General features: G+C 60.4%; 25 protein-coding genes, 1 tRNA gene and 1 riboswitch. Of the genes, 7 read left to right on the top strand and 19 right to left on the bottom strand.

The window, feature by feature from the left end:
* Positions 1 to 14: 14 nt before the first annotated feature.
* Positions 15 to 530, bottom strand: coding sequence for a 3-hydroxyacyl-[acyl-carrier-protein] dehydratase FabA (gene fabA, locus HCK86_RS01550; RefSeq protein WP_141147707.1), 516 nt, complete (start codon positions 528 to 530; stop codon positions 15 to 17).
* A 307-nt stretch (positions 531 to 837) separates the two neighbouring features.
* Here fabA and irrA point away from each other — a divergent pair, with 307 nt between their 5' ends.
* Positions 838 to 1260 (top strand): iron response transcriptional regulator IrrA, encoded by a 423-nt coding sequence (gene irrA, locus HCK86_RS01545; RefSeq protein WP_176082948.1) that lies wholly within the window; start codon positions 838 to 840, stop codon positions 1258 to 1260.
* Between the two features lie 9 nt (positions 1261 to 1269).
* Here the strand turns inward: irrA and HCK86_RS01540 are convergent, their stop codons facing one another.
* The 5 genes from HCK86_RS01540 to HCK86_RS01520 form a co-directional block, all read right to left on the bottom strand.
* Complete coding sequence (locus HCK86_RS01540) at positions 1270 to 2067, bottom strand: YdcF family protein (RefSeq protein WP_176082703.1); 798 nt, start codon at positions 2065 to 2067, stop codon at positions 1270 to 1272.
* 45 nt (positions 2068 to 2112) lie between these two features.
* The gene (locus HCK86_RS01535; RefSeq protein WP_176082702.1) at positions 2113 to 3135 is read right to left on the bottom strand and encodes an aldose epimerase family protein; all 1023 of its coding nucleotides are present in this window, start codon (positions 3133 to 3135) and stop codon (positions 2113 to 2115) included.
* Positions 3136 to 3200: 65 nt separating this feature from the next.
* A complete protein-coding gene (gene metA, locus HCK86_RS01530; RefSeq protein WP_176082701.1) occupies positions 3201 to 4142 on the bottom strand; it encodes a homoserine O-succinyltransferase in 942 nt (313 codons plus the stop codon).
* A gap of 66 nt (positions 4143 to 4208) precedes the next feature.
* A riboswitch (SAM riboswitch) is annotated at positions 4209 to 4286 on the bottom strand.
* A 77-nt stretch (positions 4287 to 4363) separates the two neighbouring features.
* Positions 4364 to 4801: an NUDIX domain-containing protein gene (locus HCK86_RS01525; protein WP_176082700.1), complete on the bottom strand. Its 438-nt coding sequence runs from the start codon at positions 4799 to 4801 to the stop codon at positions 4364 to 4366.
* Positions 4801 to 5430: a LysE family translocator gene (locus HCK86_RS01520; protein ID WP_176082699.1), complete on the bottom strand. Its 630-nt coding sequence runs from the start codon at positions 5428 to 5430 to the stop codon at positions 4801 to 4803. The genes HCK86_RS01525 and HCK86_RS01520 overlap by 1 nt, the downstream gene beginning before the upstream one ends.
* A 163-nt stretch (positions 5431 to 5593) precedes the next feature.
* Between HCK86_RS01520 and HCK86_RS01515 the strand changes: the two genes are divergently transcribed.
* The 3 genes from HCK86_RS01515 (at position 5594) to adhE (ending at position 11438) form a co-directional block, all read left to right on the top strand.
* Positions 5594 to 5803 (top strand): heavy metal-associated domain-containing protein, encoded by a 210-nt coding sequence (locus HCK86_RS01515; protein ID WP_176082698.1) that lies wholly within the window; start codon positions 5594 to 5596, stop codon positions 5801 to 5803.
* A gap of 43 nt (positions 5804 to 5846) precedes the next feature.
* Positions 5847 to 8324, top strand: coding sequence for a heavy metal translocating P-type ATPase (locus HCK86_RS01510; RefSeq protein ID WP_176082697.1), 2478 nt, complete (start codon positions 5847 to 5849; stop codon positions 8322 to 8324).
* A 444-nt stretch (positions 8325 to 8768) separates the two neighbouring features.
* The gene (gene adhE, locus HCK86_RS01505; protein WP_176082696.1) at positions 8769 to 11438 is read left to right on the top strand and encodes a bifunctional acetaldehyde-CoA/alcohol dehydrogenase; all 2670 of its coding nucleotides are present in this window, start codon (positions 8769 to 8771) and stop codon (positions 11436 to 11438) included.
* Between the two features lie 107 nt (positions 11439 to 11545).
* Here adhE and HCK86_RS01500 read toward each other — a convergent pair whose 3' ends face one another.
* Positions 11546 to 12406, bottom strand: coding sequence for a C40 family peptidase (locus tag HCK86_RS01500; RefSeq protein ID WP_176082695.1), 861 nt, complete (start codon positions 12404 to 12406; stop codon positions 11546 to 11548).
* 258 nt (positions 12407 to 12664) lie between these two features.
* Between HCK86_RS01500 and HCK86_RS01495 the strand changes: the two genes are divergently transcribed.
* A complete protein-coding gene (locus HCK86_RS01495) occupies positions 12665 to 13462 on the top strand; it encodes a tetratricopeptide repeat protein (protein WP_176082694.1) in 798 nt (265 codons plus the stop codon).
* Positions 13463 to 13652: 190 nt separating this feature from the next.
* On the opposite strand, the gene HCK86_RS01490 is transcribed toward HCK86_RS01495, so the two are convergent.
* The 9 genes from HCK86_RS01490 to HCK86_RS01450 all read right to left on the bottom strand — a co-directional run bounded on the left by HCK86_RS01490 (position 13653) and on the right by HCK86_RS01450 (position 20046).
* Positions 13653 to 14231, bottom strand: coding sequence for a hypothetical protein (locus HCK86_RS01490; RefSeq protein ID WP_176082693.1), 579 nt, complete (start codon positions 14229 to 14231; stop codon positions 13653 to 13655).
* A 398-nt stretch (positions 14232 to 14629) separates the two neighbouring features.
* Positions 14630 to 14827 (bottom strand): DNA gyrase inhibitor YacG, encoded by a 198-nt coding sequence (gene yacG / locus HCK86_RS01485; protein WP_176082692.1) that lies wholly within the window; start codon positions 14825 to 14827, stop codon positions 14630 to 14632.
* A complete protein-coding gene (locus HCK86_RS01480; RefSeq protein ID WP_176082691.1) occupies positions 14824 to 15450 on the bottom strand; it encodes a Maf family nucleotide pyrophosphatase in 627 nt (208 codons plus the stop codon). The genes yacG and HCK86_RS01480 overlap by 4 nt, the downstream gene beginning before the upstream one ends.
* Before the next feature lie 59 nt (positions 15451 to 15509).
* Positions 15510 to 15728, bottom strand: a complete 219-nt coding sequence (gene infA / locus HCK86_RS01475) for a translation initiation factor IF-1 (RefSeq protein ID WP_018067566.1) — start codon at positions 15726 to 15728, stop codon at positions 15510 to 15512.
* A gap of 234 nt (positions 15729 to 15962) precedes the next feature.
* Positions 15963 to 16433: a UPF0262 family protein gene (locus tag HCK86_RS01470; RefSeq protein ID WP_141147693.1), complete on the bottom strand. Its 471-nt coding sequence runs from the start codon at positions 16431 to 16433 to the stop codon at positions 15963 to 15965.
* A 4-nt stretch (positions 16434 to 16437) separates the two neighbouring features.
* On the bottom strand, positions 16438 to 17736 hold the full coding sequence (gene hisD / locus HCK86_RS01465) for a histidinol dehydrogenase (protein WP_176082690.1): 1299 nt from the start codon (positions 17734 to 17736) through the stop codon (positions 16438 to 16440).
* A 42-nt stretch (positions 17737 to 17778) separates the two neighbouring features.
* Positions 17779 to 18219, bottom strand: coding sequence for a DUF2948 family protein (locus HCK86_RS01460; RefSeq protein ID WP_176082689.1), 441 nt, complete (start codon positions 18217 to 18219; stop codon positions 17779 to 17781).
* 108 nt (positions 18220 to 18327) lie between these two features.
* Entirely contained in the window at positions 18328 to 19620 is a 1293-nt protein-coding gene (murA, locus tag HCK86_RS01455; protein ID WP_176082688.1) for a UDP-N-acetylglucosamine 1-carboxyvinyltransferase, read from the bottom strand.
* 243 nt (positions 19621 to 19863) lie between these two features.
* A complete protein-coding gene (locus HCK86_RS01450) occupies positions 19864 to 20046 on the bottom strand; it encodes a hypothetical protein (protein ID WP_176082687.1) in 183 nt (60 codons plus the stop codon).
* Positions 20047 to 20207: 161 nt separating this feature from the next.
* On the opposite strand from HCK86_RS01450, the gene HCK86_RS01445 reads away from it, so the two are divergent.
* A tRNA-Thr gene (locus HCK86_RS01445) sits at positions 20208 to 20282 on the top strand.
* A 368-nt stretch (positions 20283 to 20650) separates the two neighbouring features.
* On the opposite strand, the gene HCK86_RS01440 is transcribed toward HCK86_RS01445, so the two are convergent.
* Entirely contained in the window at positions 20651 to 21940 is a 1290-nt protein-coding gene (locus HCK86_RS01440; protein WP_176082686.1) for an MFS transporter, read from the bottom strand.
* Positions 21941 to 22038: 98 nt separating this feature from the next.
* Here HCK86_RS01440 and HCK86_RS01435 point away from each other — a divergent pair, with 98 nt between their 5' ends.
* Positions 22039 to 22944: a LysR family transcriptional regulator gene (locus HCK86_RS01435; RefSeq protein ID WP_176082685.1), complete on the top strand. Its 906-nt coding sequence runs from the start codon at positions 22039 to 22041 to the stop codon at positions 22942 to 22944.
* Positions 22945 to 22960: 16 nt separating this feature from the next.
* On the opposite strand, the gene HCK86_RS01430 is transcribed toward HCK86_RS01435, so the two are convergent.
* On the bottom strand, positions 22961 to 23815 hold the full coding sequence (locus tag HCK86_RS01430; protein WP_176082684.1) for a universal stress protein: 855 nt from the start codon (positions 23813 to 23815) through the stop codon (positions 22961 to 22963).
* A gap of 96 nt (positions 23816 to 23911) precedes the next feature.
* Positions 23912 to 25414, bottom strand: a complete 1503-nt coding sequence (locus tag HCK86_RS01425; protein WP_176082683.1) for a SulP family inorganic anion transporter — start codon at positions 25412 to 25414, stop codon at positions 23912 to 23914.
* Positions 25415 to 25469: the final 55 nt, after the last annotated feature.

Raw genomic sequence — 25469 nt, 5'->3', positions numbered from 1 at the left:
TCAGGCGGGCTGCCTCAGGCAGTCTTGTCCTTGGACAGGCCGACGCGCAGGTCACTTGCCTGATAGATCGTTTCGCCATCGGCCTTGAGCCAGCCATCGGCTGTGCCAAGGACCAGGCGGCCACGCATGACGCGTTTGAAGTCGATACCATATTCCAGAAGTTTGACCGTAGGGCGAACCATGCCCTTGAATTTGACTTCGCCGGTGGAAAGCGCCATGCCGCGGCCTTCCTCACCCAGCCATCCCAGGAAAAAGCCGGTCAGCTGCCACATGCCGTCCAGCCCGAGGCAGCCCGGCATGATCGGGTTGCCCTGAAAGTGACAGGGAAAATACCAGTCATCGGGGCTTACATCGTACTGGGCGCGGATAAATCCCTTGTCATGGGCACCGCCGGTTTCCGAAATCTCCGTAATCCGATGGACCATCAACATGGGCGGCAGCGGCAATTGCGCGTTGCCGGGACCGAAAAGCTCGCCCCGGGCACATTTGAGAAGATCCTCATAATCGAAACGCGACTGTCTTTTTTCCATAAAAACTCTGCTTCCCTTCGTTCGGCGAAGGTTTCTCGTTCGCTTGTTCAAGATAAGGGGAAAACACGTTGCGACACTCCACGCAAGCGCTTCCTGACCAAAATCTCAGAAACCGTCACCAGATCGGTCCACCCGACCGCATACAGGAAGCGATTGCCTGCCGCCAGAGCGAATCCGTATTCGCACCGTATTTGGCCTCTAATTTCCGCCATCGCAAGGGTGTGACTATTGAAAGCGATTCTCAATCCGGTTATATGCTGATGGTAATTGGCTTTTGTTAGCGTATAGGTTTTCTGAATTGACGAAAGTGTCGGTTGCAATCGAAAATCACCTGTCTGAAGACAGGCTCCGGGCGTGCGGCCTCAGGCCGACACGTCAACGTGTAGCGCTGGCCGATCTGCTTTTCGCCAAGGGCGACCGGCATGTGACGGTTGAGGAACTGCATGGCGAGGCGCTGACCGCCGGCTTCCCGATCTCGCTGGCGACGGTCTACAATACGCTGCATCAGTTCACCGATGCGGGCATGATTCGCGTGCTCGCCGTCGAAGGGGCGAAAACCTATTTCGACACCAATACCTCCGATCACCATCATTTCTTCATCGAGGGTGACAATGAGGTGATCGACATTCCCAATAGCGGTCTGTCGCTGGAACAATTGCCCAAGCCGCCTGAAGGCATGGAAATCGCCCATGTCGATATTGTTGTCCGGCTGCGCCCGAAGCGCGGCTGACGCGCCGGCTCACGTTTTTTCTGACGGCAGAAATTCCCCCGTACGCCCCATCATCCGATAGGTCACGAGGCCGAACCATTCGCGGATTGCCGAGCTGGTGATGTCCGCATTGGAAGATGGCCGGTCAAGGCTGAAACCAAAGCGCTCGTCGCCGCGGGTGCGAAAATCGGTCGGCCATGGCCGGACCGCGACCCCTTGCGCGGCAAATAGCGCCATGGCCCGCGGCATGTGATAGGCGGAGGTGATCAGCAGCACTGCGCCGCTGAAATCCGCCTGCTGCAGCAATTCAGCGGTGAAGGCGGCATTTTCCGCCGTATTGCGTGATGCGGGCTCCAGAAGCAGGCTCTTCTCCTCGACCCCGAGGGCGGCAAAAAGCCGGAGCGCCGGGGCTGTCTCGCCTTCCGTGGCGCGGCCGATGGCGTTATCGCCGCCTGACACGACGATTTTCATCGCCGGATAGAGCCGTGACAGCCGCACGGCCTCGATATAGCGCTCGCCCGCACGGGTCAGCGCATAGCCGCCGCGTGCGGCCGAAAGGCTGGTATTGATGCCACCGCCGAGCACGATTGCTGCCGCCGGAGGCTGCTCGAGCAGGGGGCGGCTGAAGCGCTTTTCCAGCACCAGCATGGCCATGGTGCCGGCATTGGTAAATAATGTCACTGTAAGGATGAGTGCCGCGAGCCCGCCGAAAAGGCCGGACAGCACGCTGCTCCCCGCTGCAAGAGCGAGGAGCGAAAAAAAGATAAGAATCAGGCTCATCACCAGCGGCTGAATGGCAATCCAGAACAGTTTGGAAAAGACAAACATCGCCGCCTTCATTCGATAACGCATCTAAAGCTGACGCGTTCAGGGTTACGCCTTTTCGAAGATGTAATCCGTGTCCTGCACCAGTGTCTCGCCGGGGCGCAGAACCGCATTGGGAAAACCCGGATGGTTGATGGCATCGGGCCAGACCTGGGTTTCAAGGCAGAAGCCGGCATAGGGGCCATAGGGCTTGTCGGCAAGGCCGGGGGCAGGATCGCCGACATGGACGCCGGCATAAAACTGCACGCCTGCCTCCGTTGTGGCAACGCTGAGACGGATGCCGGAGACCGGTGAGAACGCCTCAACCACCTTGCGCTTGGCGCCGCGCTCCGACGACAGGCAGAAATTGCTGTCATAGGGCACCTGCAGCCCGTCCGTGCCAAGCTGACCAATCGGTTTTGCCACGCGGAAATCGAATTCGGTTCCGTCTACCGGGCGCAGTTCACCGGTGGGGATCAGCTTGTCATCGGTCGGCAGGTAATGTTCGGCGGCGATCATCAGCTCATGGCCGAAAATCGTCTCCTCGCCGGAAAGATTGAAATAGGAGTGATTGCAGAGATTGGCGAGCGTCGCCTTGTCCGTTTCTGCCTCGTAGATCACCGAAAGCGTGCCATTGCCGGACAGCGCATAGCGGGCGCGGATCACCGTATTGCCGGGATAGCCGCCGCGGCCTTCCTGGTCGGTGATGACGAGGGTGACATGGTCCTCGGCGATTTCCTCGAATTCCCACAGGCTGACGGCGGTATTGTTGAAACCGCCATGCAGATGGCTGACGCCATTCTCGTTCAGGTCGAGCTGGTAACCGACCCCATCAAGGGTGAAGACGCCGTTGCCGATACGGTTGGAGCATCGTCCGGGCGTCGCGCCGAAAAAGGGAGAATGGGCCGGATAGGGTTCAAAGGTCGGATAACCGAGCACCAGCGGCGCATCATGGCCGTCCATTCTCAGATCCTGGATGACCGCGCCCCAGTTGATGATCTTGGCGGTCAGTCCGCCGCCTGTGATCGTGACGCGGTAAACCGTTTCCCCCGTCTCCGTCGTCCCGAAGACTTCCCGTTCCGGCTGAGCCATGGTGCTCACTCCTCCAATGCGAATTCAAATCGATTTGTGTGGCGCGGATTGTGCGCCGGAAGCTGTCAGCCCGCAAGCGGGGCCTGACGTTCCTGACCGATTTCTTCGAGCAGATAGGGGGTGGTCTGGTAGATCTCGTTGATCCAGTTGCCAAACAGCAAATGTGCGTGCGAACGCCAGCGATTGAGGGGCGCGCGGGTCTCGTCATTGCCGGGGAAATAATTGAATGGCAGGTCAATCGGCACCTCGGCGGCGACGTCGCGGAAATACTCATCCGCCAGCGAGGAGGAATCATATTCCACATGATTGAACATGTAGAGGCGATTGGCGAATTCCTCATGGGCAAGACACACGCCGACCTCATCGGATTCCATCAGGATCTCGATGCCGTCGGCTCTTTCGATGTCATTGCGACGCACTTCGGTCCAGCGCGAGACCGGGATCTGGAAATCATCGGAGAAGCCGTTGAGATAGATCGAGGCCGGCTTCAGGTTGCGGTGGCGGAAGACACCGAAGGCCTTCTTGTCGAGAAGATGTTTCGGCACGCCATGGAAATGGTAGATGGCGGCCATCGCGCCCCAGCAGATATTCATCGTTGAATGGACGTTGGTGGTGGTCCAGTCGAGGATCTGCTTCAGTTCGTCCCAATAGGTGACCTCTTCGAAATCGAGGGTTTCCACCGGGGCACCAGTGATGATGAAGCCATCGAACTTGCGGTCGCTGATCTCCTCCCAGGTGTTGTAGAAGTTCAGCAGATGCTCGATCGGCGTATTCTTGGCCTGGTGGCCGCCGATGCGCACCAGCGTCAGTTCCACCTGCAGCGGCGAAGCGCCGAGCAGCCGGGCGATCTGCAGCTCGGTCTTGATCTTGTTCGGCATGAGATTGAGTAGCGCGATCTGCAGCGGGCGGATATCCTGCCGCGCGGCAACGGTTTCCGTCTTGACCCGCACACCTTCGGCAACAAGCGTCTCATAGGCGGGCAGCGCATCGGGAATCTTGATAGGCATCGTCTTCACCATCCCAAACAAAAACCGGCCGCAGGCAAATCGCAAGGCCGGTCGCAAGGGGCAATAAAAAGACACCCGGCGGCCCTTTAGCGACTTGTTTAACGTGGCTGCAAGCCGGCCGGCCAAATCACCACAGGAGAGCGCTATTTAGCGCTGGAACTGCCGGACGTCAATCTTGTTGTCCTTGGCTGCGCAAGGCAAAGGCTTTCATATGTTCCGCTTTAGGCGAAAACCGATTGCAGTGACGGCCAGAAAAGCGGGGCATCCATGGCAAGACCGATCTGTGCCCGGGCTTCCTTCCACGGCAGGAAGAACAGGCGAAAGCGGATCGGCGGACCTCCGTCGAAAGCATGATTTTCGAAGTGGATCCATTCATGCTGCGGCGTGCCGGCAAGCGTAACGGAGAAAACATGACGGCGGTAGCGGTGCTTTTGACCGTCTCTGTCCCAGCGAACGGACAGATAGGATCCGTGACTTTGCCACACCGCCGCTCCGCTGAGCCCCGTTTCCTCGTAGAATTCGCGTTGGGCACCCGTCAGTGCATCTTCGCCGGGCTCCAGCGTCCCACCGGGCACCTGCATGGGCACGAACGGAAAGTCGGGTTCGTCGAAGACCAGAAGCCTGTCGCCGGCAGCGCCATAGATCAGCACTTTCTCCATCAGCGTGTCCGCACGGAGATCGCGGTGGCAAGGCCCATCGCCGTCAGCGCCCCACCGCCGAGCCGCGGAACCAGCGCCGCGAAAGCCGGGGACAGGAGCCGGCTTCGCAGCCGGTCTGCCAGAAGCGCATAGATCAGGGCGTTGGCAGCACCGAGGCCGACAAAGGTGGAGATCAGAATGGCGAATTGCGGCATGAGCGCCTGGCCCGGATCGACAAACTGCGGAACGAAGGCAATGAAGAAGACGATGGATTTCGGATTGAGTGCGGTCACCATCGCGGCGTGAAGGAAAATGCGTTTCGACGGCAGAGTTGCCGCAGTCGCGGCTGGGTCGGGCGAGAACTGACCGGCGCTGCGATAGAGGCGGATGCCGAGATAGACGAGATAGGCAGCGCCAATCCATTTGAGCACGGAGAACAGCTCTGCCGATGCGAGAACCAGTGCGCCAAGGCCGGCAAGGGACGCTGTCATGGCGATCAGGTCGCCGACGGCGACGCCAGCCGCCGTTGCCAGCGCCACCCGGCGGCCCTGGCTCAGCGCATAGCTCAGCACCATCAGCACGGTCGGCCCCGGTATGAAGACAAGCGCGGTGGAAGCGGCGGCAAAGGCGATCCAGAGATTGAGGTCCATGTCATTCCTCCTGCAGGCTGGTCCTGTCTGCAGCAAAGACAGCGCGTTTGCCTCAGGGCAAGGGGCAATTTGCCCTGCTGCACGAAAAGTCGAGAAAGCCTCTTGACCTTCCAGTCACTGGAAGCCCCATCTTCAGATCATCCTCAAGACGGGAGTATCAAACATGACTGAGAAAATGACATTATCCATCGATGGCATGGGCTGCAGCAAATGTGTCGAGAAGGTCGAGAAGGCGCTCAATGCCATCGACGGCATTTCCGGCGTCAGCGTCAATCTCGAAGGTAAATCGGCAAGCTTCGAGCTTGCAAGCCCCGCCAGCCGTGATCAGGCGGTCGAGGCGGTGGAAGATTCGGGCTACGACGTGGTCGGCTGAGCCGTCCGCGCCGCCCGCAGAGAACCAGCCAAGGAGCGTTTTCATGGAACAGGCAGTTCAAAAGCCTGCCAGCCACAGCAGGCTCACACTTCACCTCCCCGTATCGGGCATGACCTGCGCATCCTGTGTCCGGAGCGTGGAACGTGTGGTCGGCAAGGTCGAGGGCGTGGAAACGGTCTCCGTCAATCTGGCGACCGAGGCCGCCGATGTCGCGCTTTCAGATCCTTCGGCGCGTGCGCGCGTCGTTGCCGCGATCGAGAAGGCCGGCTACGGCGTGCCGCGTCGCGAATTCGAGATCGGCGTTTCCGGCATGCATTGCGCATCCTGTGTCAAAAGCACCGAACGGGCGCTGATGAAAGTGCCGGGCGTGATGGCTGCCAATGTCAATCTGGCGACCGAGCGGGCACAGGTCTCAGCCGTTGCCACGGTGGCACTCGATGATATCGAGGCCGCGATTGAAAAAGCCGGTTTCGAGCCGCATCGGATCGGCAATGTTCAGGATGCCGCCGCCGCACAGGATGAGGCCCGCGAGGCCGAGCGCAAGGCGCTGAAGCGCGATCTTGGCATTGCTGCCATCTTCACCCTGCCGCTTTTCGTTCTGGAAATGGGGTCGCATCTCATTCCCGGTCTTGGCCACCAGCTGATGACCTCGGTCGGGACCTTTCCGCTGCATCTCTTCTACTTCGTGCTGGCAACCATCGTTCAGTTCGGCCCCGGCCGGCGTTTCTATGTCCATGGGATCGCCTCCTTCCGCAGGCTGTCGCCGGACATGAACGCGCTGGTGATGCTGGGCTCCAGTGCGGCATGGCTCTATTCCACCGTCGCGACCTTTGCGCCGCAGATCTTTCCCGAAGGCTCGGCCCAGGTCTATTTCGAATCCTCCGCCGTCATCGTGACGCTGATTCTGGCCGGCAGGTTCATGGAGGCCAAGGCCAAGGGGCGAACCTCGGCGGCAATCCGTCATCTGATGGGACTGCAGCCGAAAACCGCGCGGGTCAGACGGGACGATGGCGAGGTCGATCTGCCGATCGGTGAACTGAAGAAGGGTGATGTCGTCATCGTCCGTCCCGGCGAGCGGATCGCCGTTGATGGTGTCGTGACCTCGGGTTCATCCTATGTTGACGAGGCGATGATTTCCGGCGAGCCGGTCCCCGTCGAAAAGAAGGACGGCGATGCCGTGACCGGCGGCACGATCAACAAGACCGGCAGCTTTTCATTCCGCGCCACCGCTGTCGGTTCCGACACGGTTCTGGCACGGATCGTCAAGATGGTTGAAACCGCGCAAGGGGCAAAGCTGCCGATCCAGGCCATGGTTGACCGGGTGACCGCCGTCTTCGTGCCCGCCGTGCTGACGGCCGCCTTCATCACCTTCCTGATCTGGCTTCTTGTCGGTCCGTCGCCGGCACTCACCTTTGCCGTGATCAATGCGGTGGCCGTTCTGATCATCGCCTGCCCTTGTGCCATGGGGCTTGCCACGCCAACCTCGATCATGGTCGGAACCGGCCGGGCAGCCGAGATCGGGGTGCTGTTCCGCAATGGCGCAGCGCTCCAGCAATTGCGCGACACTGCGCTGGTTGCCTTCGACAAGACCGGGACACTGACCGAGGGCCGCCCCGAAGTGACCGATATTCTGCTGCGCGAAGGCGGTGACAACGATGCGTTGCTGAGGCTCGCAGCCGCCGCCGAAGCCGGGTCGGAGCACCCGCTTGCTGAAGCGATTATCGCCGCCGCCAGACAGAAGGGGCTGGCGGTTCCGGCCGCCAGCGCATTCGAAGCCCTGCCGGGGCTGGGGCTGACGGCGACCATTGATGGCACCAGGGTCGCAATCGGCGCCAGGCGTTTGATGGGCTCGCTCGCAGTCGATACGGCCGCGCTTGATGCCGGGGCTGAAAAGCTTTCGGAACAGGCCCGCTCGTTGATCTTCGTCGCGGTCGACGGAAGGCTTGAGGGCGTGATCGGCGTTGCCGACCCGGTCAAGCCTTCAGCCCGCGACGCCATTGCCGCCCTGCATCATGCAGGGCTGAAAACGGCGATGATCTCCGGCGACAATGAAAAGACGGCGCGCGCGATCGCGGCTGAAGTCGGTATCGACACGGTTATTGCCGACGTCATGCCCGACGGCAAGGTCTCGGCGCTTAAGGCGTTGCGGACCCGGTTCGGCCCCGTCGCCTTTGCCGGGGACGGCATCAATGATGCCCCGGCACTGGCCTCGGCCGATATCGGCATTGCCGTCGGTACCGGAACGGACATTGCCATTGAAACGGCCGATGTGGTGCTGATGGCGGGCGATCTCGGCGGCGTCGTTTCGGCGGTCCGCCTGTCGCGGGCGGTCATGCGCAATATCGCGCAAAACCTGTTCTGGGCCTTCGCCTATAATGTCGTGCTCATTCCTGTTGCCGCCGGCATTCTCTATCCGGTCAACGGCACGCTGCTGTCGCCAATGCTGGCCGCCGCCGCCATGGGGCTTTCCAGCGTGTTCGTCCTGACCAATGCGCTGCGGCTGAAGCGTTTCCAGAGTTGAGATAATTCGAAAGCAGTATTACCAGGCCCGGCTGACAGTTCAGCCGGGCTTTTTTTGATTTGTCTGACTTGGGGCTTGAAGTCTCTTTTCTTTTCGATAACCATGTCGCATGCGGTGGCGGGGGTGTTCCGCGATGGCGGAAAACCGCCTTTCACAAAATTGACAAAAGAAAATTCCGAAAATGGAAAGAAAAGCGCCGTTCGGTTGATCCCGATCAAAAGAACGCCGTTTAAAACGATTTATATCTGCCCCCGGTGAGACGGAAGGTCTTCATCGGTCCGGATAGAACGGGCAAGGCGTCTGTCGTACAGGTGCCAAAAAGACCCTGTATCGGAAGTGAAGATTTGAACGTGATGAGGTCGGGTTCCCAAGACCGGCTTCAGACATCCGCCACATGATCAGGAAGCCATTGTCGTAATGGCGTTGAAGCGCAGGAGAGAACCCATGCCGGCCATCAGCACGACCGAACTTGACCAGCTTGTTGCCCGGACCAAGGCGGCGCAACAGAAGTTTGCCAATTACACTCAGGAGCAGGTTGATTACATCTTCCGCTGCGCGGCGCTTGCCGCCGCTGACGCCCGCATTCCGCTCGCCCGCATGGCGGTCGAGGAAACGGGAATGGGTGTGATGGAGGACAAGGTTGTCAAGAACCACTTTGCCTCGGAATATATCTACAACAAGTACAAGGACGAGAAGACCTGCGGCGTGCTCTCGGAAGAGCCCGAATATGGCATTCTCACGCTTGCAGAACCCGTCGGGCTGATCTGCGCGATCGTGCCGACCACCAACCCGACCTCGACGGCAATCTTCAAGGCGCTGATTTCGCTGAAGACCCGCAATGGCGTGATCTTCTCGCCGCATCCGCGTGCCCGTCACTCGACCTGCCAGGCCGCCCGCGTCGTGCTTGAAGCCGCCGTCAAGGCCGGTGCGCCGAAGGACATCATCAGCTGGATCGATGAGCCGACCGTTGAGCTGTCGAACGCCCTGATGCATCACCCAGACATCAACCTGATCCTGGCCACTGGTGGTCCCGGCATGGTCAAGGCGGCCTATTCGTCGGGCAAGCCGGCGATCGGCGTTGGTGCTGGCAACACGCCGGCCGTGATCGACGAATTCGCCGATATCAAGCGCGCCGTTGCCTCGATCCTGATGTCGAAGACCTTCGACAATGGCGTGATCTGCGCCTCGGAACAGTCGGTTGTCGTCGTCGACAAGGTCTATGATGCCGTGCGTGAGCGCTTCATCAGCCATGGCGGCTACATCCTGTCGGGCAATGAAGCCGGTGCCGTCCGCGACATCATCATGAAGAAGAACGGTGCACTCAACGCCGATATCGTCGGTCAGTCGGCCGTCAAGATCGCCAAGATGGCCGGTATTGATGTTCCGCCGCGCACCAAGGTGCTGATCGCCGAAGTGGAAGATGTGAGCGACGAGGAAGTCTTTGCGCATGAAAAGCTCTCGCCGACGCTTGCCATGTACCGCGCCAAGAATTTCGAGAAGGCCTGCCAGACGGCAGCCGATCTGGTCGCCCTTGGCGGTATCGGCCACACCTCGGTGCTCTACACCGATCAGGATCTGCAGCAGGGTCGCGTCGCCAGCTTCGGCGAGAAGATGAAGACCGCCCGTGTCCTGATCAACTCGCCCGCCTCGCAGGGTGGCATCGGTGACCTCTACAACTTCCGCCTGGCGCCGTCGCTGACGCTCGGCTGCGGTTCGTGGGGCGGCAACTCGATCTCGGAAAATGTCGGCCCGCAGCACCTGATCAACAAGAAAACGGTCGCCAAGAGGGCTGAAAACATGCTGTGGCACAAGCTTCCGCCGGAAATCTACTTCCGTCGTGGTGCGCTTCCCTTTGCTCTGGAAGAGCTCAAGGGCAAGAAGCGTTGCCTGATCGTTACCGACCGCTTCCTGTTCGAAAACGGCTATATCAATGAAACCGTGACCGTGCTGAAGGGCCTTGGCATCGAAGTCGAAACCTTCTTCGACGTTCAGGCCGATCCGACGCTGGCGGTTGTCCGCAAGGGCTGGGAACTGGCCCGCTCGTTCGAGCCGGACATCATCCTTGCCCAGGGCGGCGGTTCGCCGATGGATGCCGCCAAGATCATGTGGGTGATGTATGAGCATCCCGAAGTCGAGTTTGCCGATCTGGCGCTGCGCTTCATGGATATCCGCAAGCGCATCTACAAGTTCCCCAAGCTCGGCGTGAAGGCCAAGTTCGTTGCCATCCCGACGACCTCGGGCACCGGTTCGGAAGTGACGCCATTTGCCGTTGTCACCGATGAACAGACCGGCGTGAAGTATCCGATCGCTGATTACGAACTGACCCCGAACATGGCGATCATCGATGCCGATCTCGTCATGCATATGCCGAAGTCGCTCACCGCTTTCGGTGGTATCGATGCCGTGACCCACGCTCTTGAAGCCTATGTCTCGGTAATGGCGAACGAATATTCGGATGGTCAGGCACTGCAGGCGCTGAAGCTCCTGAAGGAATATCTGCCTTCGGCCTACAAGAATGGTGCCAGTGATCCCAAGGCCCGTGAACAGGTCCACAATGGCGCAACCCTTGCCGGTATCGCCTTTGCCAATGCCTTCCTCGGTGTCTCGCACTCGATGGCCCACAAGATCGGCGCGGAATTCCACCTCGCTCACGGTCTGGCCAATGGCCTGCTGATTGCCAATGTCATTCGCTACAATGCGGTTGACAATCCGACCAAGCAGACGGCCTTCAGCCAGTATGACCGTCCGAAGGCGCTGTGCCGCTATGCCGAAGTCGCCCGCCATCTGGGTCTCGGCGGCAAGACGGACGAACAGTCGGTCGAGAACCTGATCAACTGGGTTGAGGAATTGAAGAAGGAAATCGAAATTCCGGCTTCGATCCAGGCTGCCGGTGTGCCGGAAGCCGATTTCCTCGACAAGGTCGATCATGTTTCGGATCAGGCTTTTGACGATCAGTGCACGGGCAGCAATCCGCGCTACCCGCTGATCTCGGAAATCCGTCAGGTCCTGCTGGACAGCTATTATGGCCGAGCCTACCAGGAAGGCGTTGCCTATGAGGAGCCCAAGGGGGCGGAAGAAAACGGGGCTGTTGTGTCGCTGAAGGCGCGCAAGTAAAGCCGACCGCTACCTTCTAGAGGCCATGCGCCGCGCATCAGGGATGATGCGCGGCGCATTTTCATTTGAATTGTCCCGAACGCGCGGTCTGGGCCACTGAGGCCGGATCAGACAAAAGCGGCCGGCCGCAGACAGCTGGTCGGGCGGCCGTAATGGCGGGCAATGCGGCTGATGGCGTGGTCAAGCGGCTCACGGTTGACGCGCATGGTCGCACCATTGGCGTGGATCATGATATTTTCATCTTCCATCATGCCGACATGGCCCTTCCAGAAAACGAGATCGCCGCGTTTCAGCGCCTTGCGGGTCAAGGGCTCGCCATCCATGAGCTCCTGCATGTCGCTGTCGCGCGGCACGGTGTAGCCGGCCAGCATCATCGCCATCTGCACGAGGCCGGAACAGTCGATGCCAAGCCCGGAGCGTCCGCCCCAAAGATAGGGTGTTTCGATCAGCCGGATCGCGGTTTTCACCGGGTCGGGCTCGATCACCGTGTCGACAGGGTGGCAATGATCGGCGAAGACGGCAGTGCCATCCGAGCAGGTCAGATAGCGGGCGCCGCGTGTTTCCGCCTCTCCGGTGAAGACGAGCCGGCAGCCCATCGACAGTGCGCTGACCGGGCCTGTGCGCAGATCGGCTTCCGGGTAGAGAAAGCTGCGCGGGGCGCTGACAATATGGGTCACGGCCGGTTCGCGCAGCGACAGCATGGTGGCGGGCAGATAGCCGACGTAGGAATCGAAACGGGCCTGGACCCAGGCCCAGCCATCATTCTGCTCGAAGACATCCACCGTTTCGCCGAGCAGAAGCTGGGTGTCGATCCCGGCATTGGCTCTGGGTTCGGGCCGCAATGGCGCGACAGGCACGATCACCTGTGCCTTTTCCGGCGAGACGAAGCGTTCAGACCTGATCAGCCCGGACAATCTGCTGTCGGCGAGGTCGCTACGAAAGGCATGCAGGCGCCGGTCAAGTTCCATGAATTAGCACTCCGGGATCCGTTTATGGTCCGCAACACATATGTCTGCGGCAGGCGAGAGGGGAAAGGCGGGCGCTGACATGTTTGTCTTGTGATTTAGGCGCCGTCTCGGTTGCATCAAAATCCGTCCATCATTCCGCGTCGATGACACTGATGAATCTGTTCTGCCGGGAATGATTCTGCAACACTGCAGCAAGGTCGAACAGACGTGATTCTCATGCTTATCACGAGATAAACTTGCTTTGGGGGAGAAAAGGCTTTGGTTCTATCTGGATATGGTTCTGGAATTGCCGCACTGGCTCTGGGCGCGGCGATGGTGCTTGTCTCGGCTTGCGCCAGTTATCGGGGAGACGGGCTTTCCTCGCCCGTGGCGGGTCCTGTCGACGGGATAGCGACAATGACGCCGGCGGAGCTGGCGGCGATCAGTCCGCGACTTGAGAGGGGGTATCAGATGGCGCCGGGCGATCCGGCAAGCGGCATCGCTTATGCTGAATATCTGAAGGCGACAGGCCAGTATCAGCAGGCTGAGACCGTCATGCAGGCGGTGGTGGAGCGCAATCCGAGGTCCATGGCTGGCCAGCTTTATCTTTCGAAGGCCCAGTCTGCGCTCGGCCACTATCCCGATGCCCTGCGCAGCGCCCGTGGCGCCACCGCGCTTGATCCGCGTGACTGGCGCGGATTCGATCAGCAAGGTCAGGTCCTTGATCAGCTTGGCCAGCAGCTTGATGCGCGGATGGCCTATCGTCACGCGCTGGATCTGTCGCCCGGCAATCCGGCGGTTTTAACGGACATGGCCACGTCCTATGTGCTGACACATGATCTTGGTGCGGCGGAAAAGGCTCTGCGCCAGGCCCTTGCCCAACCAGATGCTCCGCCGGATACACGGCTCAATCTGGCCATTGTCGTCGCACTGAATGGCGACCTTACCGAGGCCGAGCGGATAGCGACATCAGGTGTCTCGGCAGAGCAGGCGCGCGCCAATCTTGCCGCCCTGTCCGCCGCGATGGCTCCGGGCGGCGCCTGGCAGCAATATGCTGTGGACATGACGGCGGGTTAAGGCAAAGGGCCAGAGAGCGGCGGCGGGATCTTCACAGGGCGAATGCACGGGCGTGCCATTCGGGCGCGGCGCTGGCGTGCACTTCGTTGCCACGTGTTTGCGGCTGCAGAGCCTCTCGCCGCTTTTCCGGCCGATGCGTAGATTCAATAAGATAGAGAGTCCCGGTGCGTCCAAAAGGACGCACGGCGCTCTAGCGAAGACTGTAGACGAGTTCCGTCAGTCCGCAGGCCGCGAGCGTGAAGGACAGGAGCACGGCAGACATGCACATCAGGCGCCAGCGGCGGGGCTGAGCGTCGGCAATGCCGTTTTCCTCGACGGTGCATAAAGCTGCCGGCAGAGGCCGGTCGACAAGCGCTTTCAGCGTCTGATCCGGCGAGAGCGAGCCCATGATCCGCGTGAGGTCGTTGCCGTCGGCATGTTCTAGCGCGGCAAACATGACTGCATCACGCAGGCGGCGATCCCGCTGCAGCCAATGATCGGCGGCCAGAGCCTTCAGCAGCGCCGATCTGTCTGCCGCTGGCGTTGCGGCAATGGTTTTGGCAAGCAGGGCTTTGCGCCGCCAGAACGACGCTGCTTTCAGCTGTGCGGCAACAGCCACGGGATCCTCTGTCGGCGGCCGCAGCCGGAGCATTTCCGCGGTGCCGATGCGGTTAGGCCGGACGTGGTGCCACTTGCGTGCGCCGGATTTCAGCTCGAGGCACTCTGAACCAATCTTTCCGGTGAGTGTCTGGCTCACATCTTTTTCCACGGTCGTGCGGCTGTTGGTCATGGGATCATCACTGGGTGGTGGAACGACTTGCGCGAACGGTGTTCATCATCATTGATAGCCCGAAGGCTTGATTATCTGGTAACAACCTAAACATGATTTAATCATTCGTATATATCATCCTAAGCGCGAAATCTGTCAAAAATAGGTTGAGTAAATCCGGTCCGACCTTATAAGTGAATTATATCGACTTTCGCGGAATGGAACCGGAAACCGCATGTGGAGCGCGCCAGGTGATGTTCTGGCGCGTCAGGACAGTCGCAAAATGTCAGGCCGGTTTACGAGAGCGCTTTGTCGTTTGCAGATGCGCGAAAAGGCGCCATCGGGGCGCCTTCACGTTGAAAAGATCTCAAAAATGATCGGATATCGATCGCAATAGGCCGTTTCCCGGCGGAATGGCCCTATTCGCCGTCAAAGCCGTCGGGCTTCGACTCGTCTTCGGCGACGGGAATGCTGTAGGAGCCCTTGAGCCAGCGCGACAGGTCGAGGTCGCGGCAGCGATCGGAACAGAAGGGGTAGTTTTCACGGTTCGAGGGCCGCCCGCATTCCGGGCAGGGATGCGGCTTGCGAAGTGGTTCTATCGAGGCTTTCTGAGTCATTTATTCTCTTCTGTCCATCCCGCTGCGACATCCAGACCACGGCCGGAAAGCAGGTTTGCGGTCTCGTAGAGCGGCAGGCCGACCACGGCGGAATAGGAGCCGAGGATGCGGGTCACGAAGGTTGCCGCCAGACCCTGAATGGCATAGGCACCAGCCTTGCCTTTCCAGTCGCCGCTTCTGATATAGGCATCGCATTCATGCGGTGAAAGAGGTTTGAAGCTCACGCGGCTTTCGACGATCCTGAGTGAGGGGGCATCGCCGCCGATCACAGCCACAGCAAGGCCGGTATAGACTCGGTGCGTGCGGCCGGAAAGCAGGGACAGGCAATGGCGCGCTTCCGCTTCCGTTTCCGCCTTCGGCAATATCCGCCGACCAACGGCAACCACCGTATCGGCCGAAAGAACAAGCGTCCCCGCTTCATCCCCGGCCGGCTTCATCATGGCCATGACAGCTTCTGCCTTGCCGCGGGCCAGCCGGCCGGCCAGCGCACGCGGCGTTTCGCCGGCAAGCGGTGTTTCGTCTATATCGGCGGGAATGATCCGGTCCGGCGAAATGCCAGCCTGTCTGAGCAGGTCAACGCGGCGCGGAGAGGCGGAGGCCAGTATCAATCGGTGCGCGGCCACGGATAAACCTGTCTTTCTGCCTGCGGGGTCTTGAGGGTCGCGATGGCTCGCGGCGCCACTTACTTGAAGCGATAGGTGATCCGGCCCTTGGTCAGGTCGTAAGGGGTCATTTCCACCAGGACCTTGTCGCCGGCGAGAACGCGGATACGGTTCTTGCGCATGCGGCCCGCCGTATGGGCGATGATTTCATGTTCGTTTTCCAGCTTCACCCGGAATGTCGCGTTCGGCAGCAGCTCGACGACGACGCCGGGGAATTCCAGGACTTCTTCTTTTGCCATCTAGTCTTTGTCTTTCCTTGTCGGGATCAAGGCGCTTTTGCCGATCCCTCTTCGATTTGCGGCGGAAACTACACGTTCCCGTCAGATTTGTGAACCTTGTTTCATGGCGATCAGGCCGCTTTTGCGCGCAGTTTGCGGGGCTATGCGCGAAATGCGGGCAAAAAACGATGAAGCGGCCGGTCGTGAACGTTAGCGCCTATTTAGTGGAATGCGCGCCGCGCGGCAAGAGGGCGCTCAACCGCGCCAGTAAAGCACGCAAACCAGGGTGAAAAGCCGCCTTGCCGTGTTGAAATCGATCTCGATTTTGCCCTTCAGCCGGTCCTGCAATGTCTGCGAGCCTTCATTGTGGACACCGCGCCGTCCCATATCGATGGCCTCGATCTTCGCGGTCGAGGCGGTTTTGATCGCCTCGTAATAGCTTTCACAGATCATGAAATAGTCCTTCACGATCCGGCGGAACGGCGTCAGCGACAGGATATGGGTGGCGACGGGATCGCCGTTTTCAAGCCTGATATCGAAGACAAGCTTGTTCTCGGCGAGCGAGAGGGTCAGCTTGTAGGGACCGCCATCATGGCCGAGCGGATGGAAGCTGTTTTCCTCCAGCAGGTCGAAAATGGCGACCGCCCGTTCGTGTTCGACATCGGGCGAGGCGCGGCCGATGCTCTCATCGAGCACAACATCGCTCAGCCTGAAGTCGCCTGCCATGGCCTCATTCTCCGCGGTTAAGCCTGATGGCGACCGATCGTGCATGGGCGCCAAGACCTTCGCATTCTGCAAGCTTTATGGCCGGAGGCGCAAGCTCTGCAAGCTGATCGGGTCCCAGACGCAGGATTGAGGTGCGCTTGACGAAGTCGAGCACGGAAAGGCCGGAGGAAAAACGCGCCGAACGGGCGGTCGGCAGAACATGGTTCGAGCCGCCGACATAATCGCCGATCGCTTCCGGGGTGAAATGGCCGGCAAAGATGGCGCCGGCATTGCGCACCTTCGGGATCAGGCTTTCGGGATCGTCAACGGCAAGCTCCAGATGCTCCGGGGCGATGCGGTTGGCAAGCGGCATGGCGGCATCAAGATCCGATACGGTGATGATCGCGCCGTAATCATGCCAGCTGGCACCGGCGATCGCGCCGCGCGGCAGGGTCTTGAGCTGGCGTTCAACGGCGGCTGCGACTGCCTCGCCAAGGCTGCGCTCGGTGGTGATCAGGATCGACTGGGCGGCGGTATCGTGCTCGGCCTGGGCCAGAAGGTCGGCCGCGATCCAGTCGGGATTGTTGTCGCCGTCGGCGATGATCAGCACTTCCGAAGGGCCGGCGATCATATCGATACCCACCGTGCCGAACACGGCACGCTTTGCCGCTGCCACATAGGCATTGCCGGGGCCGACAATCTTGGAAACAGGTTTGATGGTTTCGGTGCCATAGGCGAGTGCGCCGACGGCCTGGGCGCCGCCAATGCGATAGATTTCGCTGATGCCGGCAATGCGGGCGGCGGCAAGAACGGCGGGGTTGACCTCGCCCTTCATCGCCGGAACGACCATGACGATGCGCTCGACACCGGCAACCTTTGCCGGCACGGCGTTCATCAGCACCGAGCTTGGATAGCTGGCCGTGCCGCCCGGTACATAAAGCCCGACGGCTTCGACGGCGGTCCAGCGGCTGCCGAGCTGAACGCCGATCGCATCTTCGTAGAGATCGTCCTGCGGCATCTGGCGGGCGTGATGGCTGCGGATCCGGGTTTCGGCGATGGTGAGCGCCTCGATCACCTTCGGGTCGACCATTGCGATGGCGGCGTCGACCTCTTCTGCGGAAATCGCCATCGGCGTGGCGGCAAAATCAACGCTGTCGAAGCGCGCGGAATAGGCAGCAAGCGCTGCATCGCCATTCTCGCGCACATCCTTCAGGATGGCATCAACGGTGTCGCTGACATCCTTTGATACTTCGCGCTTCATTGAAAGCAGCGTTTTGAAATCGTCTTCGAAACCGGCTTCCGCCGCGTCGAGCCACTTTACCACGTCAGTCCCCTTGCCTTGAATGATCCGTTACCGGTGGGCGGTTCAGCCCCTGTGACGGGGCGTTGCGCGTGCCTCCCAGCTGCCGGAAATATCGCTCAGCGCGACTTCGATCACCTCGACATCGAGCATGATCTCGCCGCCGCCGGAAAGCGACAGAATAATTGATCCGTCCGGACCCTCGCCGTTCTTCTCAAACTGGATGGCAAGCAGGTTGGACACTTCGTCCGTGGCGCCGCGCGTGATGCCGACGGAGCGCACGGCCTGAACCCGCTTGAAGATGAGGCTGGTGCGCCGCCGTTCGGGCTTGCGGAAGAAAGAGCGCTTCTTCTCCCAGACGAAACGATTGGCGCGCAGTTCAAACAGCCCTGTTTCCTGCGAGAAGCGTGCATCTTTCGTCAGGAAGACGGCATCCTGCATGTAGGCCGACAGGATGGCGAGGTCTTCTTCATCCAGCGCCATCAGTTTCAGGAGATCGGCAGACATGGTTGGGCTCCGGCGGGTTGGTTCGGTTCACTCCCGAGATAAGCCGCCTTGGCTGCTTTCGCAACCACTTGAAGCCGGCCTTTGCCCGCCTTTCACCCGAAATCGGCCTCAGTCGCTGATGCGTTCGACGATTGCGCCGCACTGGGTCAGCTTTTCTTCCAGCCGTTCGAAGCCGCGATCGAGGTGGTAGACCCGGCCGACCGTGGTTTCGCCCTTGGCGGCAAGCCCGGCAATCACCAGAGAGACGGAGGCGCGCAGATCGGTCGCCATGACCGGTGCGCCATGCAGTTCGGGCGTGCCGGTAATCGTGGCCGTCTGGCCGGACAGGGCGATCCTGGAGCCCAGGCGCGCCAGTTCCTGCACATGCATGAAGCGGTTTTCAAAGATCGTTTCGGTGATGTGGGAAACGCCATTGGCGCGGGTCATCAGCGCCATGAACTGGGCCTGAAGGTCGGTCGGGAAATCGGGATAGGGTTTGGTGACGATGTCAACGGGGTGGATATCCGTGCCGGATGCAAGGATCCGGATGCCGTCATCGAGCGCCGTCACCTTTGCACCGGAGGCCGCGATGGCTTCAATGGCCGTCGGCAGCAGCGCCGTGCTGGTGTTCTTCAGCACCACATCGCCGCCGGCCATGGCGACGGCGATTGCGTAGGTGCCGGTTTCGATACGATCGGGAAGCACGCTGTGGCGGGCGCCCGACAGTTCCTTGACGCCTTCAATGGTGATGGTTCCGGTGCCGGCGCCTTCGATTTTCGCGCCCATGGCCTTCAGGCAATTGGCAAGATCGACCACTTCCGGCTCGCGGGCTGCATTTTCCAGGACCGTCGTGCCATTGGCAAGCGTTGCCGCCATCATCAGCGTATGGGTTGCGCCAACGGAAACCTTGGGGAAAGCATAGCGGGCGCCGATCAGGCCGCCCTTCGGCGCCTTGGCCTCGACATAACCGGATTCGATTTCAATGTCGGCGCCGAGCGCACGCAGGCCATCAATGAAAAGATCGACCGGACGCGTGCCGATGGCGCAGCCGCCCGGCAGCGAAACGCGGGCAACGCCTTCACGTGCCAGAAGCGGTCCGATGACCCAGAAGGATGCGCGCATCTTGCGCACGAGGTCATAGGAGGCGGTGGTGTCGACAATGGTGCGGCAGGTGAAATGGATGGTGCGCGAATAGCCTTCTTCCTGGCGCTCGCGGCGGCCGTTGACGGAAATGTCGACGCCGTGATTACCGAGAATGCGCATCAGCAGCTCGACATCGGCCAGATGCGGAACATTTTCGAGCGTCAGCGTGTCGCTGGTCAGGAGCGATGCGATCATCAAGGGCAGGGCTGCGTTTTTTGCACCGGAAATCGGAATGATGCCGTTGAGCTGGTTGCCGCCGATGATTCTAATCTTGTCCATTGGGTAATCCCGGGTCGCCCCGCCTCTAGAATGCTTGCGACGCTAAGCGCCAGTTGTCCGCCTGATATGATCGATCACGCCGCTTGACAAGCGATAGCGTGGACGACGTCAGAACAGGCCAGTGTGGCCATCCCATGGCCGGCAGGACAAAATGCCACGCCAGAGTTGATAAAGTGTTTGCAAACCATGAAAAGTGCTACCGGCTGTGCTGAAGAGGCCTGAATGGCGAAGCTCTGTCCGGCTTCACTTCATTTCTGGGTCGCGGGCAGCCGGGATGCCGCTTTCCGATTCGGCGTCTCCTGCGCGGCGGGCTCGGGCCTGCTGCTTGCGGCGTTTCAGATTTTCCTTCAGCTTTGCAGCCTCGCGCGCCTTGCGCTGCTCTGTCGGCGAAAGCGCCTTGTCTGCCTTGTCTTTGCTGGTGGCCATCCGTTCCGTTTCCGTCTGTGTCGCGGCAGCGTTCTTCACAAAAACTGCTGCATGCGTCAAAAAGAATTCGAAATAGCGTCTTGCACTTGTGCGCCAGCTATGGCAATAGGCCGCTTGCCTGCAGCGACGACATGTTGTCTGCGGCTTCCGGCGACGGAAGGGCTGCTATAGCTCAGGGGTAGAGCACTCCCTTGGTAAGGGAGAGGCCGAGAGTTCAAATCTCTCTAGCAGCACCAGTTTTCTTTCCCGAACAAGGAATTGAGACGAGGCAGACCGCAAGGTTCCATGGCTTTTGCCGATGGGGCTTGTAATTCAGCGATGCTCTTCCCATATGAGGATCAACGCCGAGCGGCGCACTTAACCTTCGCCTGCGTAGCAACTGTCACGAAGCTGTGACGGAAATATGCGTAAAACGAGGTGGCGAGGTTCTTCCGCTTCGAGGGTGTGACCACGGATGTACTGGCACACGAGCTCTTGAAGCGGATCATGAGAGGTCGGGGTTTCCCCGGCCTTTTTTGTTTTCGAAAGGGCGCATCGCTGCGCCCTTCAGATCTTCCACCGCTCCTTGGACTGGCCGGGTGAGGCGAAAGCCGCCCGGTCCTTTTTATGCCCTCCTGCTCAGCAGCGCGACGCCGCCAAGGACCAGTCCGAAAATCGCAAAGCTTGCCGTCAGGCTGACAACGGCGCCCCAGCCGCCATGCTGGTAGAAAAAGCCGCCGACCGAACCGGACAGGCTCGACCCCATGTAATAGAACAGGAGATAGAGCGATGAGGCGTGGCCCTTCGCGCCCTTTGCGGCGCGGCCAACGGAGCCGCTGGCGACTGAATGGCCGATGAAAAAGCCGGTCGCCACCAGGGCAATGCCGAAGAAAATCGCAACGAGGCCGGACATCAGCGTCAGCACTACCCCGGCCAGCATGACGAGAAAGCCGGAGATGATCAGCGGTGCGCGGCCGAAGCGGTCAGCAAGGGCGCCGGCAACCGACGAGGAGACGATGCCGAAACCGAAGGCCAGGAATATCATGCTGACGGCGGTACCGCTCAGATCATAGGGATCGGCCGAAAGGCGGAAGGTCGAATAGTTGAACAGCGTTACGAAAATGCTGGTCAAAAGAAAGCCGATGGCAAACAGCCGGATCATTTCACCACGCTTGAGGTGTCCGCCCCAGGCGCGCAGATGAAAGAAGGGATCAAAGCCCTTCTGCGCTTCGAAATGGCGTGAGCGCGGCAGGAGCAGGAAAAAGCCGATTGCCGAGAAGAGGCAAAGCAGTCCGAGCGCTTCCATGGCGATCTGCCAGGTGGTGAACTCCGTCATCAGCCCCATGCCGACGCGGCCCATCATGGCGCCGAATCCGTTGCCGGCAATGTAAAGCCCCATGGCGCGGCCGAGATGGGCGGGGTCGATTTCCTCCGCCAGCCAGGCCATGGCGACGGCGGGAACGCCGCCGAGTACCAGACCTTCCATGGCCCGGGCAAAGAGCAGGCCGTGCCAGCTTGGCAACACAGCGGCGGCAATGTTGAAGACGGCAGCCAGCAGCATGGAAATGAACATCAGCCCGCGCCGGCCAAGCGCCTGCGAGAAGGCGCTGGCGAGAAAGATCGAGAGGGCGAGCAGGCCGGTGGTCAGCGACAGCGCCAGTGAGCTTGCCGCCGGGGAAATGGCGAAGCTCGCCGCGAAAGAGGGCAGCAGCGGCTGCACACAGTAGATCAGCGAGAAACTGGCAAAGCCGCCGAGAAACAGGGCGATACCGGCATTGCGAAATTCCTTTGTACCGTAGCGGATCCATTGGTCAGCGACGGGGGCGGCTATGGGAGGCGCGATCGCCTCGACTGGCTGTCTTCCGGGGTCTGAAATGGAAAAACCGGCAACGGCGGATGGTGCATGGGAGGACATGACAAAACCTTTCCGTTCGTTGCCCGGAAAATATGACTGCCTCTTCCATATGTCCAATATCTTGCATTGGCATTTATGATATGTTTTTTAAATGACGCATGGAGCTCCGTCATATCCGCTATTTCCTGGCCGTTGCCGAGGAAGAGAACTTCACCCGTGCGGCTGCCCGGCTTGGCATCGGCCAGCCGCCGCTCAGCCTGCAGATCCGCGATCTGGAGCGGGAGGTCGGCGTGCAGCTGTTCCACCGCGTGCCGCATGGTGCGGAGCTGACGGAGGCAGGGCGAAGCTTCCTGGCTGCCGTGAAGGGGCTTCCGGGGGCTGCGGAACAGGCAAAACAGGCAGCCCGCCGTGCGGCTGGAGGCATGACCGGTCAGCTTTCGCTCGGCTATTCGGGATCTGTTGCGCTGAACCCGCTTTTCCCGGCCGCGATCCGCGCTTTCAGACGCGATTATCCGGAGGTCGAGCTGACATTTTTCGAGATCAATTCGGTCGGGCTGATTGCCCGCCTCGTTGATGGCAGTCTTGATGTTGGTCTTGTGCGTCCGTCATCGGCCGATCCTGACAGTCTGGACATCCGGCCTTTGATGACTGAGCGGCTGGTGGCCGCCGTGCCGTCCAGCCATGCCGCAGCATCGGCGAAGCAGCCGGTAAAGCTGATGGCGCTGAAGGATGATGCATTCATTCTGACGCCGCGTGCCATCGGTGTCAGCCTGCATGACACAACGCTTGCGGCCTGTCGGGCGGCCGGATTTGAGCCGGTTCTCGGTCAGCCCGCACCGCAGATTGCCACGATATTGTCGCTGATCGCGGCGGAGACCGGTGTTGCGCTGGTGCCGGAGACCATGCGCCAGTTCAATATTCGCGGCGTTGCCTTTCTTGATGTCATCGCGCCGGCGCCGGCGCAGCTGCTGGCCGTTGCCCACCGCCGGGCGCAGCCATCTGCAACCGCGCAGAATTTCGCCCGGCTGATCCGCAAGATCGCAGCCGGGCGAAAGGCAGAGTAAACGGATCTGACAGGCTTCAGCGCAGGAGCAGAACCGGAATGTGGCAGGCGCGCAGCACTGCCGTCGTCGTCGAGCCGATCATCAGCGAGCGGATCCGCGAATGGCCATAGGCGCCCATCACCAGAAGATCGGTCTTTTCCTCAGCAGCGATATCCTCGATCACCTTCTCGGCGTGGCCGGAGCGGATGATGAGGCTGGCCTCGACCTTGGAATGTTCGAGACGGTGAATGGCTTGCTTTGCCTTTTTCGCCAGCGCATCGCCGTCTTCGCAGACCGAGACCAGCGTGCAGGTGCAGCCTTCGAGAATATCGCTTGTCGCAACGCGTTCGATTGCCTTTTCGGCGCTCGGGCCGCCATCATAGGCGATCAGCACTTTGTGGATCGGTTTGAAGGAGCGGGCGGCAACGAAGACCGGGCATTTGGCTGAGCGCACGGCGCGCTCAAGATTGGATCCGAGATGGCCGGAGGCAAAATCGGCGCCTTCACCGCGCTTGCCGATGACGATCACCCGCGAATCCGTGCAGGTCTCCTCAACGGCTTCAACGAAGTCGCCGTTTCTGAGCTTGGTGGTTACGTCGGCGACGCCACCGAGCGCCAGCCGTTCGGTGGCCGATTCCAGCAGCAACCGGCCGCGTTTCTGGGCGGTGCGGGCATTGCGGGCATCCAGATCGGCAAGTTCTTCAAGAAGGGCGGTGCGAGCACCAAGTCCGATCGTGCCGGCAAGATTGACCGGCGCCTGGTTTGCCACCGGCTTTTCGAGAATGTGGACGAGTTCGATCGGCGCTCCGATGCGGCCTGCCATCCAGGCAGCATGGTCGCACACGCTTTCGGCATAGATCGAACCATCAATAAAGGCTGTCAGCTTGTCCATGGGGTTCCCCCTCTGGCCGGCCTTGGGTGCCGGACCTTGTAAACAGTGTTGAAACTGGCCGGGGCGCGCGGGAGATATCCCCCACGCGCGGGCACCTCAGTGGCCCTGGTCGAGCGAGCGCTCAAGCGCATCCGGCTTGTCGTGCACGGCCAGCTTGTCGACGATCGTGGCGCTCGCTTCGTTGAGGCCGATGACCTCCACGTCGGCGCCTTCACGCCTGAATTTCAACACTACCATGTCCAGTGCGGAGACACTTGATATATCCCAAATATGTGCGCGGGAGACATCGATGACGACCTTTTCCAGCGCCTCCTTGAAATCGAAGGCCTGGTTGAAGCGTTCGACCGAAGCAAAGAACAATTGTCCATGGACATTGTAGGTCCGCACCGTCTGATCATCCGACAGTGTCGAGGAGACGGAAAACAGCCGGGCGATCTTTGCGGCGAAGAAAATGCCGGACAGAAGCACGCCGGTCAGAACGCCGAGCGCCAGATTGTGGGTGGCAACGACAACGGCAACCACTGCCAGCATGACAATCGAGGACGAGCGCGGATGGTGCTTCAGGTTCTTGATCGACGACCAGGAGAAGGTGCCGATCGAAACCATGATCATTACCGCCACCAGTGCCGGCATCGGGATCTGGCTCACCCATTTGTCGAGCACGACGACGAGGATCAGCAGCACAAGGCCGGCAATGAACGTGGACAGCCGCCCGCGGCCACCCGATTTCACATTGATCATCGACTGGCCGATCATGGCACAGCCGGCCATGGCGCCGATAAAGCCGGTGGCGAAATTGGCAACGCCCTGGCCAACGCATTCGCGGTTCTTGTTGGAGCGCGTATCGGTCAGATCATCGATCAGCTGGGCCGTCATCAGGCTTTCCATCAGGCCGACAAGTGCGACCGCCAGCGAATAGGGCAGGATGATCTTCAGCGTCTCAAGCGTGAAGGGCACGGCCGGCATGTGGAAGGACGGGAAGCTTTCAGGCAGTGCCCCCATGTCTCCGACATGGTTGACATTGAAGCCGAAGATCATCGACAGCGCAGTGATGACGATGATGGCAATCAGCGGCGAGGGCACGGCGCGGGTGACATAGGGCAGAAGATAGATGATTGCCAGCGCAGCCGCGATCAGCGGATAGGTCAGCCACGGCACATTGATCAGCTGCGGCAGCTGCGCCATGAAAATCAGGATCGCCAGCGCGTTGACGAAGCCGGTCATCACCGATTTCGACACGAAACGCATCAGCGAACCCAGGCGAAGAATGCCGAAGATCACCTGCAGCACACCGGCAAGCACGGTGGCAGCCAGCAGATATTCCAGTCCGTGATCGGCAACCAGCGGCGTCATCAGCACGGCAGTGGCGGCGGTTGCGGCCGAAATCATGCCCGGCCTGCCGCCGACAAAGGCGATGATCACGGCAATCGAGAAGGAGGCGAACAGTCCGACCTTGGGGTCGACGCCGGCGATGATCGAAAAGGCGATTGCCTCGGGAATGAGCGCCATCGCCACGACGAGGCCTGAGAGGATGTCGGCGCGCGGATTGCCGAACCATTCCTGGCGATAACGGGTAAGCGAAAAGGTGTTTGTAGCCATCTTGTCTCAAAATCTTTGACGTCCGGGCACGATAGGGGCGTGTTCGGGGTCGCGA

It is taken from the genome of Martelella sp. HB161492 (assembly GCF_013184775.1).
In the GTDB taxonomy this organism is placed as follows: Bacteria; Pseudomonadota; Alphaproteobacteria; order Rhizobiales; family Rhizobiaceae; genus Martelella.
This window is presented reverse-complemented; position numbering and strand designations above follow the sequence as displayed.